Here is a 17,720-nt window from a genome sequence, read left to right as displayed (position 1 = left end):
AGAGCATTTTTCGTTATGGCCTACATCCAAGGTGAGTCCCGCAGCCAGACCAGCCTATTCCCGGTCTCGCTGGAAGAGTTGATCCCCGAGGATCACCTCGTTCGTGTCATTGACCTGTACGTTGCCAGGCTCGATCTGGTGCAACTGGGCTTCGATAAAGCGATTCCAAAAAGCACGGGGCGCCCTGCTTATGATCCCGCCGATCAGCTAAAACTCTACCTCTACGGCTATTTTCAGCGGATTCGCTCATCGCGACGTCTTGAAGCCGAGTGTCAGCGCAACATCGAAGTGATGTGGCTGATCAACCGGCTCAAGCCCGACTTCAAGACCATCGCCGATTTTCGCAAGAACAATAAACCCGCCTTCATCGCGACCTGCCGTGCTTTCGTTCGGTTTTGTCGCACGGCAGGCTTGATCGCCGGTGAGTTGGTGGCCATCGACGGCAGCAAGTTTCAGGCGGTCGCATCCTCACGGCGTCATGTGAATTTGAAGCAGCTCAAGCGCCAGGAAGAAAAACTGGATAAGCGCATCGCTCAGTATCTGGCCGAGCTGGATGAGGCCGACAAGGCTGAAACCACAGATTCAATTGATCGCAGCGCAATCAAGGTAGCCCTGGCACAGCTTGAGGCTCGACAACAGGATAATCAGAGTTGCCAGGCACTGATGCGTTCGATGGGCATCGAGCAGTTCAACACCCATGAAAGCGATGCCCGAATGATGCGCACGGCCAAAGGGCCACGTGTGGCCTACAACGTGCAAACCGTCGTGGACGCCGAGCATTGCCTGATTTTGCATCATGAGGTCACCCAAGATGGCGATGACCGAAAGCAACTGGAGCCGATGGCCAAGGCCGCCAAAGCAGAGTTACAGCAAGATGATCTGACGGTCACTGCCGATGCCGGCTACTCCAATGGCAAGCAGTTTCAGGCCTGCGAGGATGCTTCGATTACGGCCTATGTACCGCCCAATCGTTCGAAAAACCCTGGCAGTCAGGAAGAGCAGCTCTTTGAGCGAAAAGACTTTATCTATGAGACCGGACACGATCGTTTCCAGTGTCCGGCAGGCAAATGGTTAACGCTAAAACAGCACAACAAAGGTGATCGGATCTATCAGGCTGAGGTCGATGACTGCGCCAACTGCGCGCTGAAAACGCAATGCACTCGAGCCCGGCGCCGTTATGTCTCACGACATGCCCATGAAGAGGCTTTCGAGCGGATGGAGCAAAGAATGCAGGCGCATCCTGAGATGATGGCCAACCGAAGATCCATCGTTGAGCACCCCTTCGGCAACCTCAAGCAATGGCTATTTGGTAATGGCCGTTTCTTGCTGCGACAACTGGAGGGTACAAAAGCTGAAATGGCCTTGGCGGTGAATGCCTATAACCTGAAACGAGCGATTAAAGTGCTCGGTGTGCGCCATCTGATGGCTTTGATGGGCTGAGCGGACATTTTTTTCGTCTGCTGCCAATACAAAAAAAACGCCCCGAACAAGTCGGGGCGTTTGCTTGGGCCTTCATCAGTGTGTTTTCACACAGTCTGTGCTGGGCCCTTCTCAGCGGATGCAACTTTACTTCCTCAGCCACCCCTCGACGACGTCTGCGCCGTATTCTGCTTTCCAGGCTTTCAATGCCTTGTGATTCCCGCCTTTGGTCTCGATCACTTCACCTGTATTCGGGTTTTTGTAAACTTTCAGGTCGCGTGGTTTGCGTGTGCCTGTCGGTTTTTCGGAGCCCGAGCGGCGTACCGGAGTCGGTGGGTCCAGCAGATTGATGATGTGCTGCAGGCTGAAACCGTACTGCTCGAGCAGCTTGCGCAGCTTCGTTTCGAACTCGATTTCTTTCTTGAGCCCTTCATTGCCCTTCATCGATTCCAACGCCTGGAGCTGCTCGGCGAGGTGTTTTTCCAACTGGCGGTACTCTGCAAGTTTGGACATTATTTTTCCCTGTTTTTGATTGCGTGTGGTTATTCAGATCGAATGCGTCGTTCGCATTCAGCCTATTTCCGGCGTGTCAGTTGGCTTTCAATGTGGACCAGTTCCGCTTTGATTGCCTTGATGGTCAGCGCTTGGATCTGAATAGTTCTGGCCGGAGCCGCGTTGATGGTTTTCAACAGTGTCTCCAAATGAGCTTTCCGGGCCTTGATCGTGTCAGACCAACTTGCGGCGTTCTGGGGTCGCTTGGTCATTGTCATTACTCTGTCGTTAGGCCAGGTGGCTCGTCTGTTCAACCTGTTGACGTGCTGGGGTGTCGTCGAGCTGAAGCAGATCCTGCGCGCCGTAGTTGCGCGCGCGGTCGGATAATTCATGCCACGTCCAGTTCCCGACGGTTTCGCCTTCCTGCGGAACCGCCAGTTTCAACAGGCTCACCTGATCAAGTCCGAGCAGGTTGTAATTCGCCCAGAGCCTTCCCCCCACTTCAAACAATGCCCTAGCGGCCTCGTTCCATTTCTCTTCAAGGACCGTCTGAGAGAGCCACAGTGCGTCGCGTTCTATGCCCTTGTGCTTTTCCTGCGCTTCGGCGATGTATCGATCTACGGTGAGCAGCTCCTGCTCCAGTGCGGATATGATCAGGCCTTGTCGACGATCATGTTCGGCAGCGGTTGCCAGGTTTTTTGCGGCTTTTTGCGCATCGGCGTTGGCGGTCTTTTCGCCTTCGGTGTCGCCCCATGCGACGGCCTGTGCATACGCAGTCGCGGCGTTCGTTTCGGCCTGCCGGGCTTTGGCCATGTCCTCTACCGCTTGTTGTTTGATCTGTTCCAGACGGATGCTGAGGCTCTGACGTTTTTCATTCAGCTCCTGCTCATCGGCTCTCCAGGTGTTCATGGCCTCGATGTAACCCGCCATCAGGGACTGGCTGTTGATGAGGGTCTCGCGGCGATTGATCTTCCGATCAAACAGGTCAGCTTCATGCTTGCGCGCATCGAAACGCGTTTTCAGCTCGTTGTACTTATCGCGCAGTTCGCGTTCCTGGGCAGGCCCAATGGACTGCTCATTTTCCAGCGCGGCTTCAAACGGCAGCAGCTGGGTATGCAGTTGATCAGCCTCTTTCAGCAGTTGATCGCGGCGGTCTTTCAGTTCTTGGATCTCGTTCATGTGTCTGGTCTCTGTTCAATTCGATTGGGGTTGGTTGAGTGGCTGGCGAGGCCGGGAATCAGCCGGCGCTACCTCGATCAGCAAGCACGCACTCAGGCGGCCCGAGCCTCACTTTCAGCCAATCCAGGAATCGTCTTCACGATGTAGCAGTGTTGCGTGCCTAGCCCGGGCAAGCGCACCAGACTCGATGCCTTGCCGTCGTTCCCCAGCGCGATGACCCCGCGCTGCAGCAGCTCTTTGTTCACCGCATTGATGTTCATGCCCCGGAAGATCTTCGAGCGCCAGGACTCGGGGAGTACGTAGTAGGTGTTAGTGGTGTGCAGGGAGTCGCCCAAGCCGTGTTCCATCGTCTTGCGAAAGCCCAGCCTGTCGATGGTGCGCGGACCGTGTTCGTCAATCTTTGCCGCTGCCGATTCCCAGCGGGTAAATCGGCTCTCGCCGAAGCGCTCGATGACCTGGCGCAGTCGCGACACGATTGCGTCACCCTCGAAGTTACCGACGCCGCCACGTTCGTTCATCCATGCGTTGAGGCACACCCGAGCAGCGGTGGTGGCGGTGCCATCGGGCCAGCCTGTTATCCCCATCGCGGTGGCCAGCTCACCCGCTGCGGCGGCGAGGCCAAAGCGAGCGGCGGCACGGTGAGCTTGTCCGCTGGCCGACGCGGGTAACGATTGGGCGATAAAGCCTTCCAGCGTGCGGCGCAGAATGGCGGACCAAGCATGGCGTTTGTCGGGTTCGCACAGGGCCGTGAGAAAGGCGGTGAGCGGTGTGCCGTAATATTTCGCAACTCGTGCTTTGAGTGCGTCGGACAGTGCTGCCGCATCTTCAAAACCGCTCAACGTATCGAACATACCGAGGCCTTTGCTGGCATCGGCTGGAACGGCCAGCATGCGTACTTCCATGCCTGCTTTCAGTTCCTTGTTCGCTTCGGCCATGTGCTGGGCCAGCGTCTTCTCGCCGGTGGAGAGGAATAGCAAACGCCACTCTTGTACCTGCCGACCTGCCTGGCCTCGATCATTAGCCCGTGCCTTGCCGGTGCCGTTGCCAAGCATGTATACCGTTTCGCCGATGATGCGCGGATCGCACATGCCGTTTTCATCCAGCACTAGAAGGCTGTCGTAATGCGCGGCGGCGATGGAGTTCGATACGTTTAGGAATCGCCTAAAGCCAAAAACAAAAAAAGCCCGCACAAGGCGGGCTTCGGGCATTTCCTGGACTGTCCAAAACTCAAGACACATCCAGGCTGCAATATATGGTGCACCAGGCGGGATTCGAACCCACGACCCCTGCCTTCGGAGGGCAGTACTCTATCCAGCTGAGCTACTGGTGCAATGCGGGCGCCATGATACTCATCTGGTTGGCGGGCGTCCAGTTGCACGAGGTTAGGGGCAGATTCGGGGCAGTGTCACACATTGGTGGGGGTAGTGAATGTCTCACTACGTTACTCAGACGACTTCGACGATGCAAGCCAGGAAGCGCGCAGATGCTAGGAAAGCTTTCTCAAAAGGAGGTCTGGATCGACGTTAAGCGCTTTGGCGATCCGTTCGATGTTGTAGATAGTGCAATTTTTCTCGCTCCTTTCTAGCATCCCCACGTAGGTGCGATGGACACCTGCACGTTCTGCCAGCTCTTCTTGGGAAAGGTCAAGCTCAAGGCGTCTGCGACGGACGTTGGCGGCGAACACGGCTACGAGGGGGCAGTCATTTGGTTTGATAGGCATGCTTGCAAATTTGTCTGCATGCATACTAGGATTCTACAGACTGTGATTAGCATTTTGCTTTTCGATCTGTTTACCCGTGACAAGGACCGTTTCATGAGCCCGCAGTCCCAGAGTCTTGCATTCGCATTTCTCACAGCACTCAGCATCAACTCTGCCCAAGCAGCTTCAGATGCCGACATAAACAAACTAACTACCTATGCCGTGATGCTGGGCTGTGCCGCTGGCTGCGGACTCAGCGTGACCGGTGAGGCGAGCCAAGTTGGCTCCTGGATGGACAGGCGTTTCAAACCTGGCTCGGCAGATCAAAAAACGTACCTTCCAATCTTCATGGCTGGCGTCCGTGAAAACGCAGACCGTCAATCAAGGGGCTTGAGCCCTGACGATTGCAGCACCGTCCGTTAACAGTTCTCGCTAGTTAGCTGGCCCTGACAGCCAGACAAATAGCGGCACTCCATTCCAAAAAAGGGATTTCTGAATGTTTAAAGTTTTAGCTTTGGCCGCATCCACCATGATGCTTTCATCTGTCGCTTTCGCAGAGGTGAAAGCAGATTGCAGTACCAAGATGAATGGTGAAGCTCATTGCGAGTTCATGAACACCGGATCGAAAAAAGACAGCGCATGTGCGGTCATTGAAGTGGTCAGAATTTACGATGCTAAGCTTTACACTCGCCCGTCATTCGGCGGAAAGGGCACTGCTCTCTCGTCCGAGAAAATCTGTTCGGGACTGATTGAGCCTCAAGATGTTCGCGAGCGAACGCCCTCAAACTCTTGGTCGGTGAATGGTACTCCCATGAGCCCGATGTCGTTTTGCGAGTCGGATAACCCTTGGGAAAAAGCGCCGATGAACTGCGTAATGACCACCAAAGTAGTTGCCAACTGATCATGAAAATTCTGGCGCTATTCTTTCCGCTTTTTATCCTGGGTTGTGCAACCAGCCAATCTGACGTCGAAACAGAGGGGAGACGCCAGGTCTTTGTGGTTGATCAAAAAGTCGGCGATGTCTACTACCGACTGACCAACTCACTTGAGCCTGGTACGACTTGTGAGGACCTCTCCGTGACCCGCTCCTTTTACTATCCGGAGAAGAACGAATTCAGTATCTCTTGGGGAGTCCCCCGGCCTTTGGGTGGAGGACCTTTCGTGATTGCGGTGGTCAAGGGTAAAGGCGTCTCCAGCACGCGAACAGAGGTGACCTACCTGGAGTCGCGGAGCACGTTGCCTGGGGTCTACAACGACGTGAAGAATTTTGTTCGTGGCGGCCATTGCACCAAGTCTGGCGCTTAGCGAGCATAGCGGCGAATGCGCTCGATACGCCTGCGCTGGGGATATCTTCGCCTAAGGAGGCGCTGCAAAAATAGCCAACTGTCCCCACCCTTGGCACACTAAGTTCCTTCAACAGCCTCCCTCTCCGTGAGCGTTACGCGCGTGCAGAAGACCTTCTCCGAACTCGAATATACCGGCAAGAAAAAGCAGACTCGCCGAGATCGCTTCCTGGCTGACCTTGAACAGTTGGTGCCCTGGGCCCTGCTGGAGGCGCAAGTGGCGCCGTTTTATAGCAACACCGCAGGCAAGCGCGGACGCCCTGCGATAGGGGTGTCGCGCATGTTGCGCATGTACGTCGTGCAGCAGTGTTTCGGTTTCTCCGATGAAGGTTGCGAAGATGCCGTCTACGACAGCCAGGCCATCCGCGGTTTTATGGGTATCGACCTGGGTCGCGAGTCTGCACCGGATGCCACCACCTTGCTGCGTTTTCGCCGCTTGCTGGAAGTCCATCAGCTAACCCGGCTGCTGTTTGAAACGATTAACCAGCATCTGGCCAGCCGGGGGCTGCTGCTCAAGGAAGGCACTATCGTCGACGCTACTCTGATCGCCGCGCCGCCCTCGGTCAAGAACCGAGAAGGCAAGCGTGATCCTGAGATGCATCAGGCCAGGAAAGGCAATCAATGGCACTTTGGGATGAAGGCCCACATTGGTGTAGACGCCACGTCGGGGCTGGTGCACAGCGTAGTAGGGACGGCCGCTAACGTGGCGGATGTCACCCAGGTTGGCCAGTTGCTTCACGGTGACGAAACCTATGTTTCGGGTGACGCTGGATACACCGGTGCGGCCAAGCGACCGGAGCATGCTGAACGGGACGTTATCTGGTCGATTGCAGAACGGCCAAGCAGTTACAAGCAGCACGGCGAAGGCAGCGTGCTGTATCGGGTCAAGCGCAAAATTGAATATGCCAAGGCGCAACTGCGTGCCAAGGTCGAGCACCCCTTCCAGGTAATCAAGGTGCGCTTCAATCATCGCAAGGTTCGCTACCGTGGGCTGGAAAAGAATACAGCGCAGTTGTTCAGTTTGTTTGGGTTGGCCAATCTGATGCTGGCCAAGCGGTATTTACAACAGACGGCAGGATAAATCCGTCTGAAAGGCGGGACTGGCCCGCCTTTCAGCAAAATGAGGGCAGAAATCTGCTCGAGAAACGTAAAATAAGGCCGGCAGGTTGAAAAAAAACCGGCTTGGAAATGGGGACGGTGCGAACGGGTTAATTGTTCAGCGTCTCCCTAAGAGGGTGTAGACAAAATAAATTAAACTTTCACTCCCTTGTCTGAATAGCCCTCAAGCCATGCCTAAAACCGGACGTCCTCGCTCGATTGCCGCCGAGCACTATCCCGTGCTGGTGAAACTCGCTCATGCACAGCCCTATTCCAGCCAGGCCGAATTGGCGCTCGTATTCTTCGCCGAAACCGGTATCACTGCGCATCCCGGCACCTTTGCAAAAGCGTTGAAAATGGCAGGGATTACGCGTGTAAAGCAGCGGGCCAAGGGAAGTTTTCAGTCACCTGAACCTAATAAAGCCTATGGCTACAATGAAACCCACCGCCGCCAACTGCCGGAGCAGCTATATCCGAGTTGCTTGACAGATACCGAGTGGGCACTGGTCGCCGACCTGTTTGAAAGCCAGGGCGGACGAGGAGTGCCACCGCTTCACTCTCGGCGCACGTTGCTGGAAGCCTGTTGCTATGTCGTACGCACGGGGTGCTCATGGCGAATGCTACCCCGCGATTTTCCTCATTGGGACAATGTCTACAAAACGTTCCGCCGGTGGAGCGCTCAAGGCAAGTTCGAGCAAATGCATGATCGCTTGCGAGCTCAATGGCGTGAGCGGGAAGAACGCGCTGACAGCCCGTCAGCAGCGATCCTGGATTCACAGTCGACCCGCAGTTCTCCTCAAGGCGGTGACAGCGGCTACGACGCAGGCAAAAAAGTGAAGGGGCGTAAACGAAGTCTGATTGTCGATACATTGGGCCTGCTGCTGGCTGTCAGTATCAGTGCTGCAAGCGTGCAGGATCGTGACGCGGCGGATGATGCGGTGGCGTACTCGAAGGAAAAATATCCGTCACTGAGCACGCTTTTTGTTGATAGTGCGTACGCAGGAAAATGGGCACAGCGCACCCATCAACTGCACGCTATCGATGTTCAAGTGATCCGTGGCCCGAATAACAGAAGAACAGGGCAATGGCACTCTGAACAAGGCGATCTATTTTCCGTGGAGCCTGTTCAGACTGGATTTGTGGTCATGCCCAAGCGATGGGTAGTGGAGCGAACTCATGCCTGGAATGAGAGAGCTCGGCGACTGATCATGCATCATGATCGCCTTTTTGCGGTAAGCGAGGCATGGGTTTGGTTGGCCGAGGCTCGAATACTCGCGCGCCGACTCACTACATGATTTTGTCTACACCCTCTTAGGGAGACGCTGATTTATTCTAAAACCCAGCTGTTGCCCCCAGATAAATCAAGGCCTCCAGAGCGTTGCAGGGACGAAAAATCGAATAAATCAGCGCCTCCCTAACGGGATTATTCTTTAAACTCGATTAAAAGCCATAGTCAATTGACCATCCCCATCCTGAACGTATGACTTTTCCCATTCTCTACACCAGCATCACTGCCGCCTTTGACAACCCTACCTCGGCACCTCTGGCAAGGCGGACGAAGGCCAGTGACATCGACAAGGCAACACGCATCAGTCTGCACGCTAAAACGACGATGCCCACCGGCCTTAACTCGGCAGCGACCTGCATCCCTGCGTAGACTGGCCCCAGATCGAGTCAAGTCGTGCTTAATGTACGACGCCGTCGCTGCGATTCTCCAAATGCAAGTCAGCATCGATCTCTAACATGCCCTTGAAGCACCCCTAACTTCTATACTCAAAAATGCTGCTTCTAGCATACAGTGGGCATCGTACAAGGTTGCCCAAACGACATATACAAAGGCGACGTTACACAGTTCCGCGTTGTTACATCACATAAACTAAAGTCCTACAGCTGGTGTTACGAAAGTTTTATTCTTTTATTTCAACAAGTTACGCATGCCTGCTACACCTGCAACACCAGTTACACAGAATTTGACAAGTCTTGCCCCGCCTCCCCCACGAACTGAGCTCCATCAGCGAGTGAAGCCCGGCAGAAGCCGGGGACCCTGAGGACTTCTACTGCATACGGGGCAGGGAACCCGCGCGTCTTGAGTAGCGGACGTTTTCACAGCTTAGTGAACTGGTGAACCCGGTGAACTCACCCAATCGGATGGTGAACACAGATGTTCATTCCTCCAGCTACTGATCTGCTACTGTCAACCCGTCAACGGTCAACCAACGTCAACCGATCAGCAGCTACCAAACCCACGCGGGCTCCGCCCCCGTGTCCTCAGGATATCCTCAGGGTCCCGAGCGTCTTTTCTACAACACACCCGGTATCTGATATGAGTAACCCCCAGAATCTAATCGTGAATGCCCGGTTCGGCTTAATCCTGCGAGACCCGGTAAACCTTCGCTCAACAGCTGATACCCTCAGCAGCGCATACCTTCAGTTGGAATATTTATGACCCCAGAATGGATCGGTCGCGGCAAAACCGTCGCACAGTTGATAGAAGAGCTTCGTTCGTTCGAGGATCAGAGTCTGGAGGTTCGCATTTCCATTGATGGAGGCGAATCCTCGCAGCTCATTTCTCTTGTTACGAAGAGAGGTGGATATGCCGTGCTAGAGAATCACCAGGACGAGCCCACAACCGTGCGTCACGTTGACTAACAATCGAGCCTTTCAAAGAACGTCAAAGGCAGCAGCGCGATGCACCTTGTATGCCCACATGTATGCCTAAGGAGACGCTGATTTATTCTAAAACCCAGCTGTTGCCCCCAGATAAATCAAGGCCTCCAGAGCGTTGCAGGGACGAAAAATCGAATAAATCAGCGCCTCCCTAACCAAAATACTACCTGCCGCATCCTTATAAACCGGGCATCACAGCCTCTAGTTCAAACGACGCCTGGCCTTGTGCTCATGAGGGTTGGCGCTACTGCCAGAAATATCTCCTAGCCCTGAAGTCGTTTTTGCCATGAGGTTGCCATGCTCCGCGGTGGCCGGAGTGGTTGAAATGCTGCTTCCCTCTTCTGCGATGTCTGAACACGAGCGGTCAAAAAGGTGGTGGCGGCAAGTAATGCCCCCATGACGAAATGCGCTCAGCAGTCAGGAATCCCATCATGATCAAGGATAGGAACGACAGGCAGAGCGCTACAAGAGGCAATTTGGTCACAGCAAACCGAATGCCACCTAATAGGCCTGGATACTGTTTCAGGTACGCTTTAGCAATACGTCGGTAAGAGGTTCCGGATAAATAGCCCCACAGGAAAAATAGTGCCGTAACGATCATCGCGAATGGGCGCGGGTCATTAAACTGCAGACAGCTAAGGCCTGCACTGATTCCGAACAATGAGCCAACGTCTTGGGAAGAGCGAAAATACTTCTCGGCAATCATCTCTTCGTCTGTTCTAAAAAGCATCGTTTCTCCTAAATTTATTCACCAAGGCTCACTCGCCATTTTATCTGTGATGCATCACTGATCACGGCTTTGATTTCGGCTTGTCAAACCGTGCGGATTTTTATGAGAAAGCCAGATTTCTGGCGAGGCTTCTCAAACGCCACAGAGCAAGCTATAAAGCAACCGCGATTTGTGTTCAAGGGAATGCAAGCATTTACAGGGTATCAAGGATGTATATCTACAAAATGGTTCAGGTACCACCGAACATTGAGGTTCGAGCAAAGGAACATCGCGGCAACGAAGCAGCAGCCTATCTACAGAACGTAGTGAACTCTCATGCGGAGGATGGCTGGGAGTTTTATCGAATCGATACTATTGGTGTCTCGGTCAAGGCAGGATGCCTCGATGCATTGCTGGGTAAGAAAGATGTATTGAGCCACTACTATGTCATTTCGTTGCGCAAGCCGCGGTGATCAAGAATTGTGCCATCGCTGCAATTCGCTGGTATCAGCGAGTTGCACCAGCCCGATTGCGAGATGCATGCCGGTTCGAACCGACCTGCTCAAACTACGCAATCCAGACCATTGAAATGTATGGCGTTATAACCGGCTGCCTTAAAGCTGCCGGACGTATCTGCAGATGCCGATACCCAAATGGCGGCAAGGACCTTCCATGAGCTACCTGACTGGGGTCACGCTCCATGTCACGACAGGAGAGCTTGCCGCAGGGAAATCGTGAGCATTAATCGTCGGCACTAGCCGTAAGGGACAAGATAAGCTCTCTAGTCTCTGAATCGGTTCGCAATCGAGTGGCCGCAGCTGCGCGGTCACGATGCAAAACCTGGTAAACCTCATAGAAGTGCGTGACATCCTGCTCCTTGGCCAAATCGAAGAGTATTGCCCGGCGTCTGAGAGTGTTCACTATTTTGCGCGCGCAAAGCTGGGCATTTTCTCGCTCGTGCGACCGAAAAGCCAAATCGCGAAATCCCCACAACGTAATCCAACCGCTAGATAATGCCCACAACATCAAACACTGGCAGTGTCGACCAAGCCATACGTCCATGGCCGCTCAAATAACATCGCAGAATCCGGCCGCGCATCGTTGCCAACCGCTAAAACGTTTAGCATCCAGCCCACCTCCAGATGTGAAGTTTTCTGCATGACTGCTTTCTACCTCAAGTTACTCATCACCCCCGCGCTCATGTTGGCTATTTCGTTGGCGGCCAGGCGCTGGGGCACCGGCGTGGCGGGGCTTCTTTCTGGTTTGCCGATGACCTCGGCGCTGGTCATGCTGTTTCTCAGCCTTGAGCAGGGCACCGTATTTGCGTCGATGGCGGTGCCCGGGGCATTGGCTGGGCTGGCGGCGATTCAGGCGACTTATCTGTTTTACTTCCTGGTCACTCGCCGCGTTTCAGCGGTAGCGGGATGCGTCCTGGCATTGGTGCTGTATGGCGCAACGGCCTTTTTGATGAACCTGTCGGGATCACTGGCGCTGTCGATCATGTTCACGCTGCTGATGGTTGGGTTGATCGTCCTTGCCACCTCGAAACAGACGCCGCCGGACGCAGCGCCTTACGTTGCGCTGCCGCGCTGGGTCATTCCGATGCGGATGTTGACGGCCACTCTTCTGCTGCTGACGATTACCGCAAGTGCTACCTGGCTCGGGCCTGTGGTCAGTGGGCTGCTGGCGCCGATCCCGGTGATCGCATGGCCGCTTGCGGTGTTCGTCCACGTTCAGGGCGGGCGTTATGAGTTGGTGGCAATAATCCGGGGCAATGCCATTGGCGCTGTCGGGGTAGTGAGTTTTTACCTGACCCTCAGGTATTCCTTGCTGCAATGGGGCGCGCTTCTGTCTATCACGACTGCCGTTTTGTCGGCTGTCGTGGTGACGGCTGTGTTGGCGCGGTCGTTGGCGAAGAGATAGCGCTCGTCATTGTCCCTAAGGAGGCGCTGATTTATTCGATTTTTCGTCCCTGCAACGCTCTGGAGGCCTTGATTTATCTGGGGGCAACAGCTGGGTTTTAGAATAAATCAGCGTCTCCCTAACGCGCCTTTAATCAAAATCAGTCAGATGCAAGCTTTGATGGCAAAGCGATTAAACCAGCCGTGGTGCATATTGGAATCCAACCGCCCCTTCGGAAGATAGGCTGAACTTGTATCAGGTGCCATCTCTCTCAATAACTACGTGCACCTATCTATAAGGGAAACACCATGTCCAAACTCGCAGAATTCCGTCAGCTGGAAAAGCACCTTGCCGAGCAGCTCCAGGCTTTGGAAACAATGAAAGGCGACAAGGGACTGAAGAAAGAAATCGAGTTCGAAACGAAGCTGCGCAAGCTGCTTGAACAGTATGGCTTCAGCCTGAGGCACATCGTCAATCTGCTGGACCCGCAATCCTCGTCCCGCCACCAAACCTCGGAAAAACCTGCGGGCACTCGCAAACCACGCGAACTGAAGGTGTATAAACATCCGAAGACCGGTGAAGTGATCGAAACCAAAGGTGGAAATCACAAAGGCCTGAAGGAATGGAAGGCGGAGCATGGGGCTGATGTTGTTGAGGGGTGGTTGAAGAAGTAAGGCTAGCTCTGCGTAATGGGAATGTTGGACAGATTGTTCGGTGGCCGCTTCACTCAGCCCCCGCCTGACGAGCCGTCATTGAGCGATGCTGCAATTATGCGTGAGCTCTATCCTTACAAAGCAGGGCTAAAGGCATTCACTCAAAATCTCTTGGCGCGCATACCTGAAAAAGAACATGCGCGCCTGGTCAGGCGAGTCATGCGTTATTACAGCCAAGGCGCCGACCCCGCCAGCGCGCTTACCGAAGGTTTACTGGATACGGACAAGGGTCAATCGTTCGAGCAACTCGTACTGCTCGCCGTCGACTGGAAGGGCTTCGACAGTTTTGAATATATGGCGCCCTACTTCACCAAGGCCGCAGGGATTCAAGAGCTGTATATCTACGAACAAGCCGACGGACTCACAGTCGCGCAGTTGCTGGTCAGGTTTGATGACTGGCTGACCCGTTTTGGTAAACGCTATGTGCACCTAAATACGGATGGTGACGAATATGTGGGCTTCATTGCCGATGCCGATTGCGTCGATCACATGATCGCGATGGCCAGAGATGCCGGCATAGAGGTGAGGCTAGAGACATTCTGATACGTAGACTGGGCTGGTGATCAAACCGCAATCAATGCGGGCACTGCTTTGACAAGTTTTGGATAGTCAAGATTGCCTACTCCTCGATCTGCCCACTCACCCAAAAGATCGAACCCCCACCCCACTAGGCACTCGAAGGCCTGTGAGCTGAAAAACCAACCCTTTTCCTTACCTCTGGCAACGCCGTATTTGAAGCCCGGTTCAGCCCTCGCGTCACCCGTGATCGCTGCATTCCGATACCGACGTGCAGGTGTCGTCCACAAGGCTCCGGACCTTGCCAACGGGTCAATCCGTATTCAAAAAGAGTAACCCTATGAGACCTCAAACCTTTTTTTTTCGACCTCGACGGCACGCTGACTGACAGCGTTTACCAGAACGTCGCCGCCTGGAAAGAAGCACTGGATGCGGAGAACATCCCGCTGGCGATGTGGCGCATCCACCGCAAGATCGGCATGAGCGGCGGGCTGATGTTGAAGTCGTTGTCGCGCGAGACCGGCTTGAGCATTACCGAAGAGCAAGCCGAGCGGCTCAGCGAGAAACATGCGCAGGCTTACGAGCGGCTTCAGGGACAGATCATTGCGCTACCGGGCGCCATTGAATTGCTTGAGACGCTCGATAAAGAGAACCTCAAGTGGTGCATCGCGACCAGTGGCGGAATTGATACGGCGACGATCAATCTGAAGGCGCTGAAACTGAATATCGATGAGATCAACATCGTTACGCGCGATGACGTGAGCTACGGCAAGCCTGATCCGGATCTGTTCCTGGCGGCTGCGCAGAAAATTAGCGCACCGATTGAAGAGTGCCTGGTGATCGGCGATGCGATCTGGGACATGCTCGCGGCCCGGCGCTGCAAGGCCACCGGCGTCGGTCTGCTCTCGGGCGGCTATGACATCGGCGAGCTGGAGCGGGCGGGTGCGTTGAGGGTTTATGAAGATCCGCTGGATTTGCTGAATCATCTGGACGAGATTGCTTCACGCCCTTGAAGATCGGCTGATACGGTGAATGTGGTAATTATTTACCGACACGCTCCTGATTATCAGGTTCATCATTGCCGCCATATCCGACGCCGCTGTCATTGACCGTGGCGTTGCCAGCCCATAATGTACGGACATGCGCCGCAGCCTGCGGTGCGTCATCGCCAAGGAGAAGGCAATGCCCGGCAGCCTTTGCATGGATCAGCTCGATAAAGCCCTTTCTCATATTCCGAATCCGCCATGAGCCAAGTCGCGTTTGTTAATCCCAGCATCCTCACGTGGTCCCGCGAACGTGCAGGGTTGTCTGCCGCTCAGCTCGCCAGAAAGCTACCTGTAAAACCTGAACGGGTCGAGGAGTGGGAAGCGGGCGAGGCAAAACCGACCTTTCTTCAGGCTCAAAAGTGGGCCAGCGTGGCGCATGTTCCCTTTGGCTTTTTGTTCCTTCTACACCCACCTGTCGAGCCGCTTCCGCTGCCTGACCTACGAACGGTTGGCAACTCTGCTCCCCTGCGGCCGAGTCTGGAGCTTCTGGATACGGTAAAGGACGCCATTCGCAAGCAGGACTGGTATCTGGAGTATCTCTACAACCACGAGCAACAGCCGCTGGCATTTGTGGGCCGCTTTGACAGCCGATCGCCTGTCAAAGCCGTAGTGAACGATATTCGTCAGACCCTCGGCGTCGATCCAGAAACGTCTCGCCTCGATTACGACAAATACAGCCGTGCGCTGATAGATGCTGCGGAAATGGCCGGTGTGCTCGTTATGCGCAGTGGTATTGCGTTGGGCAACACCCATCGCAAGCTGGAAGTCAGCGAGTTTCGGGGTTTTGCCATCAGCAATCCACTGGCGCCTGTCGTGTTCATCAACAGCTCTGATGCTCCAACGGCGCGCTTATTTACATTGATGCATGAACTTGCACACATCTGGATTGGCAGCAGCGGAGTGTCTGACGCAAGCACTTTAAACGGCAGAGAAGAAGAGCGTTTCTGCAACGCGGTAGCAGGTGAGTTTCTTGTGCCGGAAGAACGCTTCCGCTCTCTTTGGAATAGCGGCGTCGAATGGGAAAGCAATTTGGCCCCACTTGCCACGCGGTTCCACGTTAGTAAGCTTGTCATCGGTCGTCGTGCATTGGATCTGGGTTTTGTCACACAAGAGCAGTACGGAGCGTATTACCAAAGAATACTCAAAGCATTCCAGGACGAAAAAGGTGGTGCCGGCAATTACTACCGGAACGCGACAGCCAAAAACAGCACCCGGCTGAGCAGAGCGGTGTTGATCGAAGCCATGAGCGGTCGAATGCTGTTGCGTGAAGCAGGCAATCTGCTTGGCGTACAGCCTGCCAAGCTGAGAACGCTGTCAGAGACAATGGCTCTGTGAAATATTTTCTCGACTCCAACACGTTGATTGAAGCCAAAAACCGGTATTACGGCATGAAGATATGCCCGGCGTACTGGCAATGGTTGTTGCTTCAAAATCAGGCATTTTCTTTGGCTAGCATAGAGCCTGTCAAAGATGAACTCACCAAAGGCCATGATGAGCTGGCAGATTGGGCGAAAGATAATTCGACCTTTTTTCAAGGCATTTCGGACGAGGACACTCAAACCGCTTTTGTGAGGGTCGCAACACTAGTGGCCCAAGCTCAAGGAATGAAGACAGGGGCAATGGAAGAGTTTTTGAGAGGCGCTGATCCATGGCTAATCGCCAAGGCGCTGACTTCTGGAGCTACTGTCGTGACGCATGAAGTACGCAATCTGGATGCGAAGCGGAAATTTATCATTCCCAATCTATGCGAGCAGCTCAACGTGCCTTATATGAACACCTTTGAGCTGCTACACAACCTCAGCGCCCTGTTCGTACTGCCTCACCCCGGCGAAACACCGCCACCCTCATCCGCCACGATATCCGGGTCATCCGAATACACTTCTGGCTCGCCGTCATAATAAGCTTCGTCGTATTCGGTGCGTTTCTTCACTTCGTCGCCCTTTTCCGAGCCGACGCCGGGCTTGTCTGAATTCATGGCCAGGACTGGGTCGGCTTCGCGGTCGTATTGACCCAGCTCCGGGCTGGCCGGGTCTTCTTTCGGGACGTGATCGGTGAGTATCGGATCGGTTGTCATGTCAGCCACCTTTTTCATTTGCCAAAGAAAGTGGACGTGGCGTGGCGCTGAGGGTTCGATTGAATTGATGAGCGTGGTGGCGCTTATCCGCCGAACGATGCGTATTGCAGTGGCAGGCCGGTGGTGAATTTGATTTGTTCCATGGCGAAGCTTGAGCTCACGTCGCTGATGCCGGGGATGCTGATCAGCTGTTTATAGACGGCGTCGTAACCTGCGATGTCGGCCACGACGATGCGCAACATATAGTCGGTGTCGCCTGCCATGCGGTAGCACTCGACCACTTCGGGCAGGTCGCCGACGGCGGCGTGGAACTGTTCGAGCCAGGCTGCGTTGTGCTGGTTGGTGCGGATGGCGGCGAAGACGCTGACGGATACATTCAGCCGTTGCGGATTGAGCAATGCAACGCGGCGGTCGATGATGCCGGCCTCTTCCAGTTTCTGTATGCGTCGCCAGCATGCGGTGCTGCCCAAGCCGATGCGCTCGGCGATGTCTGCGACGGGCCGGGTGCAGTCGGTTTGCAGGATGTCGAGAATTGCCCGGTCGAATTTGTCCATGCGGGGTTCCTGAGTGAAGTCGGGGCAGATGCTGATCGTTTTTCGTGTTCTACGCTGAGCTTTACATATACATACATCTCGTGAGGCGGCCGGGGCGGTGATCTGCGTTGCTCGCGAAGACGATAGTTCAAACGATACATTTTCAGAGAATGTACCGGCCCTTTCGCGAACAAGTTCGCTCCCACGCTCTTCGGGGCAGAAGCCCACTCTGCGGAATCTTTAGAACCGATGTATCCCACGCCCTGCGGGCAGAAGCCTGACAGCGCCGTATTCAGGGCTCATCGCGACTTGCATAACCCTGAGTGTGGA

The 17,720-nt window shown here is 54.6% G+C and carries 21 protein-coding genes, 1 tRNA gene and 2 pseudogenes; 14 read left to right on the top strand and 10 right to left on the bottom strand.

Annotated features, from left to right (window positions below; all coding sequences use genetic code 11):
• Positions 1–15: 15 nt before the first annotated feature.
• On the top strand, positions 16–1,440 hold the full coding sequence (locus BLT55_RS23255; RefSeq protein WP_055001182.1) for an IS1182-like element ISPsy6 family transposase: 1,425 nt from the start codon (positions 16–18) through the stop codon (positions 1,438–1,440).
• Between the two features lie 126 nt (positions 1,441–1,566).
• Here BLT55_RS23255 and BLT55_RS23250 read toward each other — a convergent pair whose 3' ends face one another.
• The 6 genes and pseudogenes from BLT55_RS23250 to BLT55_RS23225 all read right to left on the bottom strand — a co-directional run bounded on the left by BLT55_RS23250 (position 1,567) and on the right by BLT55_RS23225 (position 4,834).
• Positions 1,567–1,932, bottom strand: a complete 366-nt coding sequence (locus BLT55_RS23250) for a histone-like nucleoid-structuring protein, MvaT/MvaU family (protein WP_055000712.1) — start codon at positions 1,930–1,932, stop codon at positions 1,567–1,569.
• 62 nt (positions 1,933–1,994) lie between these two features.
• Complete coding sequence (locus tag BLT55_RS23245; protein WP_055000711.1) at positions 1,995–2,183, bottom strand: hypothetical protein; 189 nt, start codon at positions 2,181–2,183, stop codon at positions 1,995–1,997.
• 16 nt (positions 2,184–2,199) lie between these two features.
• On the bottom strand, positions 2,200–3,090 hold the full coding sequence (locus tag BLT55_RS23240; RefSeq protein ID WP_055000710.1) for a coiled-coil domain-containing protein: 891 nt from the start codon (positions 3,088–3,090) through the stop codon (positions 2,200–2,202).
• Between the two features lie 92 nt (positions 3,091–3,182).
• A pseudogene (locus tag BLT55_RS23235) lies at positions 3,183–4,235 on the bottom strand (DUF927 domain-containing protein); the annotation flags it as partial.
• Positions 4,236–4,343: 108 nt separating this feature from the next.
• Positions 4,344–4,420: transfer RNA gene (locus tag BLT55_RS23230), tRNA-Arg, on the bottom strand.
• A gap of 156 nt (positions 4,421–4,576) precedes the next feature.
• Positions 4,577–4,834 (bottom strand): helix-turn-helix domain-containing protein, encoded by a 258-nt coding sequence (locus BLT55_RS23225; protein WP_445941187.1) that lies wholly within the window; start codon positions 4,832–4,834, stop codon positions 4,577–4,579.
• 69 nt (positions 4,835–4,903) lie between these two features.
• Between BLT55_RS23225 and BLT55_RS23220 the strand changes: the two genes are divergently transcribed.
• The 5 genes from BLT55_RS23220 (at position 4,904) to BLT55_RS23200 (ending at position 8,525) form a co-directional block, all read left to right on the top strand.
• Positions 4,904–5,212 (top strand): hypothetical protein, encoded by a 309-nt coding sequence (locus tag BLT55_RS23220; protein ID WP_139206432.1) that lies wholly within the window; start codon positions 4,904–4,906, stop codon positions 5,210–5,212.
• Between the two features lie 73 nt (positions 5,213–5,285).
• A complete protein-coding gene (locus tag BLT55_RS23215) occupies positions 5,286–5,690 on the top strand; it encodes a hypothetical protein (protein WP_055000708.1) in 405 nt (134 codons plus the stop codon).
• 2 nt (positions 5,691–5,692) lie between these two features.
• A complete protein-coding gene (locus tag BLT55_RS23210) occupies positions 5,693–6,094 on the top strand; it encodes a hypothetical protein (protein WP_055000707.1) in 402 nt (133 codons plus the stop codon).
• 141 nt (positions 6,095–6,235) lie between these two features.
• Positions 6,236–7,213, top strand: a complete 978-nt coding sequence (locus BLT55_RS23205) for an IS5 family transposase (RefSeq protein ID WP_007247761.1) — start codon at positions 6,236–6,238, stop codon at positions 7,211–7,213.
• A 208-nt stretch (positions 7,214–7,421) separates the two neighbouring features.
• Positions 7,422–8,525 (top strand): IS5-like element ISPsy19 family transposase, encoded by a 1,104-nt coding sequence (locus BLT55_RS23200; RefSeq protein ID WP_074800621.1) that lies wholly within the window; start codon positions 7,422–7,424, stop codon positions 8,523–8,525.
• A 1,736-nt stretch (positions 8,526–10,261) separates the two neighbouring features.
• On the opposite strand, the gene BLT55_RS23190 is transcribed toward BLT55_RS23200, so the two are convergent.
• Positions 10,262–10,627: a hypothetical protein gene (locus tag BLT55_RS23190; RefSeq protein WP_054999860.1), complete on the bottom strand. Its 366-nt coding sequence runs from the start codon at positions 10,625–10,627 to the stop codon at positions 10,262–10,264.
• 209 nt (positions 10,628–10,836) lie between these two features.
• Between BLT55_RS23190 and BLT55_RS23185 the strand changes: the two genes are divergently transcribed.
• The 6 genes and pseudogenes from BLT55_RS23185 (at position 10,837) to BLT55_RS23155 (ending at position 14,750) form a co-directional block, all read left to right on the top strand.
• Positions 10,837–11,079 carry a hypothetical protein gene (locus BLT55_RS23185; RefSeq protein WP_007248277.1) on the top strand — a complete coding sequence of 81 codons (243 nt, stop codon included), beginning with the start codon at positions 10,837–10,839 and terminating at the stop codon, positions 11,077–11,079.
• Positions 11,076–11,282, top strand: a complete 207-nt coding sequence (yidD, locus tag BLT55_RS23180) for a membrane protein insertion efficiency factor YidD (protein ID WP_074800967.1) — start codon at positions 11,076–11,078, stop codon at positions 11,280–11,282. The genes BLT55_RS23185 and yidD overlap by 4 nt, the downstream gene beginning before the upstream one ends.
• A gap of 482 nt (positions 11,283–11,764) precedes the next feature.
• Positions 11,765–12,529, top strand: coding sequence for a hypothetical protein (locus tag BLT55_RS23170; protein WP_054999862.1), 765 nt, complete (start codon positions 11,765–11,767; stop codon positions 12,527–12,529).
• Between the two features lie 287 nt (positions 12,530–12,816).
• A complete protein-coding gene (locus BLT55_RS23165; protein ID WP_007248273.1) occupies positions 12,817–13,182 on the top strand; it encodes a histone-like nucleoid-structuring protein, MvaT/MvaU family in 366 nt (121 codons plus the stop codon).
• 78 nt (positions 13,183–13,260) lie between these two features.
• Positions 13,261–13,764, top strand: a complete 504-nt coding sequence (locus BLT55_RS23160) for a DUF6630 family protein (RefSeq protein WP_310886902.1) — start codon at positions 13,261–13,263, stop codon at positions 13,762–13,764.
• A 313-nt stretch (positions 13,765–14,077) separates the two neighbouring features.
• A pseudogene (locus BLT55_RS23155) lies at positions 14,078–14,750 on the top strand (HAD family hydrolase).
• Positions 14,751–14,778: 28 nt separating this feature from the next.
• On the opposite strand, the gene BLT55_RS23150 reads toward BLT55_RS23155, so the two are convergent.
• Complete coding sequence (locus BLT55_RS23150; RefSeq protein ID WP_054999865.1) at positions 14,779–14,967, bottom strand: hypothetical protein; 189 nt, start codon at positions 14,965–14,967, stop codon at positions 14,779–14,781.
• A gap of 14 nt (positions 14,968–14,981) precedes the next feature.
• On the opposite strand from BLT55_RS23150, the gene BLT55_RS23145 reads away from it, so the two are divergent.
• Positions 14,982–16,118: an ImmA/IrrE family metallo-endopeptidase gene (locus tag BLT55_RS23145; protein ID WP_054999866.1), complete on the top strand. Its 1,137-nt coding sequence runs from the start codon at positions 14,982–14,984 to the stop codon at positions 16,116–16,118.
• Entirely contained in the window at positions 16,115–16,681 is a 567-nt protein-coding gene (locus tag BLT55_RS23140; RefSeq protein ID WP_074800961.1) for a DUF4411 family protein, read from the top strand. The genes BLT55_RS23145 and BLT55_RS23140 overlap by 4 nt, the downstream gene beginning before the upstream one ends.
• On the opposite strand, the gene BLT55_RS23135 is transcribed toward BLT55_RS23140, so the two are convergent.
• Entirely contained in the window at positions 16,603–16,857 is a 255-nt protein-coding gene (locus tag BLT55_RS23135; RefSeq protein ID WP_007248269.1) for a hypothetical protein, read from the bottom strand. The two genes, BLT55_RS23140 and BLT55_RS23135, sit on opposite strands and share 79 nt — an antisense overlap.
• Positions 16,858–16,940: 83 nt before the next feature.
• The gene (locus BLT55_RS23130) at positions 16,941–17,411 is read right to left on the bottom strand and encodes an Lrp/AsnC family transcriptional regulator (RefSeq protein ID WP_007248268.1); all 471 of its coding nucleotides are present in this window, start codon (positions 17,409–17,411) and stop codon (positions 16,941–16,943) included.
• Between the last annotated feature and the right edge of the window lie 309 nt (positions 17,412–17,720).

This window comes from Pseudomonas cannabina, from assembly GCF_900100365.1.
In the GTDB taxonomy this organism is placed as follows: Bacteria; Pseudomonadota; Gammaproteobacteria; order Pseudomonadales; family Pseudomonadaceae; genus Aquipseudomonas; species Aquipseudomonas cannabina.
The sequence above is the reverse complement of the archived record's forward strand: the minus strand, read 5'-3'. Positions and strand labels throughout refer to the sequence as shown.

Bases quoted from the DNA above. Each gene is read 5' to 3' on its own strand.
- BLT55_RS23255 (WP_055001182.1), top strand. From the start codon at position 16: ATGGCCTACATCCAAGGTGAGTCCCGCAGCCAGACCAGCCTATTCCCG.
- BLT55_RS23250 (WP_055000712.1), bottom strand. From the start codon at position 1,932: ATGTCCAAACTTGCAGAGTACCGCCAGTTGGAAAAACACCTCGCCGAG.
- BLT55_RS23245 (WP_055000711.1), bottom strand. From the start codon at position 2,183: ATGACCAAGCGACCCCAGAACGCCGCAAGTTGGTCTGACACGATCAAG.
- BLT55_RS23240 (WP_055000710.1), bottom strand. From the start codon at position 3,090: ATGAACGAGATCCAAGAACTGAAAGACCGCCGCGATCAACTGCTGAAA.
- BLT55_RS23225 (WP_445941187.1), bottom strand. From the start codon at position 4,834: ATGCATGCAGACAAATTTGCAAGCATGCCTATCAAACCAAATGACTGC.
- BLT55_RS23220 (WP_139206432.1), top strand. From the start codon at position 4,904: ATGAGCCCGCAGTCCCAGAGTCTTGCATTCGCATTTCTCACAGCACTC.
- BLT55_RS23215 (WP_055000708.1), top strand. From the start codon at position 5,286: ATGTTTAAAGTTTTAGCTTTGGCCGCATCCACCATGATGCTTTCATCT.
- BLT55_RS23210 (WP_055000707.1), top strand. From the start codon at position 5,693: ATGAAAATTCTGGCGCTATTCTTTCCGCTTTTTATCCTGGGTTGTGCA.
- BLT55_RS23200 (WP_074800621.1), top strand. From the start codon at position 7,422: ATGCCTAAAACCGGACGTCCTCGCTCGATTGCCGCCGAGCACTATCCC.
- BLT55_RS23190 (WP_054999860.1), bottom strand. From the start codon at position 10,627: ATGCTTTTTAGAACAGACGAAGAGATGATTGCCGAGAAGTATTTTCGC.
- BLT55_RS23185 (WP_007248277.1), top strand. From the start codon at position 10,837: ATGTATATCTACAAAATGGTTCAGGTACCACCGAACATTGAGGTTCGA.
- BLT55_RS23170 (WP_054999862.1), top strand. From the start codon at position 11,765: ATGACTGCTTTCTACCTCAAGTTACTCATCACCCCCGCGCTCATGTTG.
- BLT55_RS23165 (WP_007248273.1), top strand. From the start codon at position 12,817: ATGTCCAAACTCGCAGAATTCCGTCAGCTGGAAAAGCACCTTGCCGAG.
- BLT55_RS23150 (WP_054999865.1), bottom strand. From the start codon at position 14,967: ATGAGAAAGGGCTTTATCGAGCTGATCCATGCAAAGGCTGCCGGGCAT.
- BLT55_RS23145 (WP_054999866.1), top strand. From the start codon at position 14,982: ATGAGCCAAGTCGCGTTTGTTAATCCCAGCATCCTCACGTGGTCCCGC.
- BLT55_RS23135 (WP_007248269.1), bottom strand. From the start codon at position 16,857: ATGACAACCGATCCGATACTCACCGATCACGTCCCGAAAGAAGACCCG.
- BLT55_RS23130 (WP_007248268.1), bottom strand. From the start codon at position 17,411: ATGGACAAATTCGACCGGGCAATTCTCGACATCCTGCAAACCGACTGC.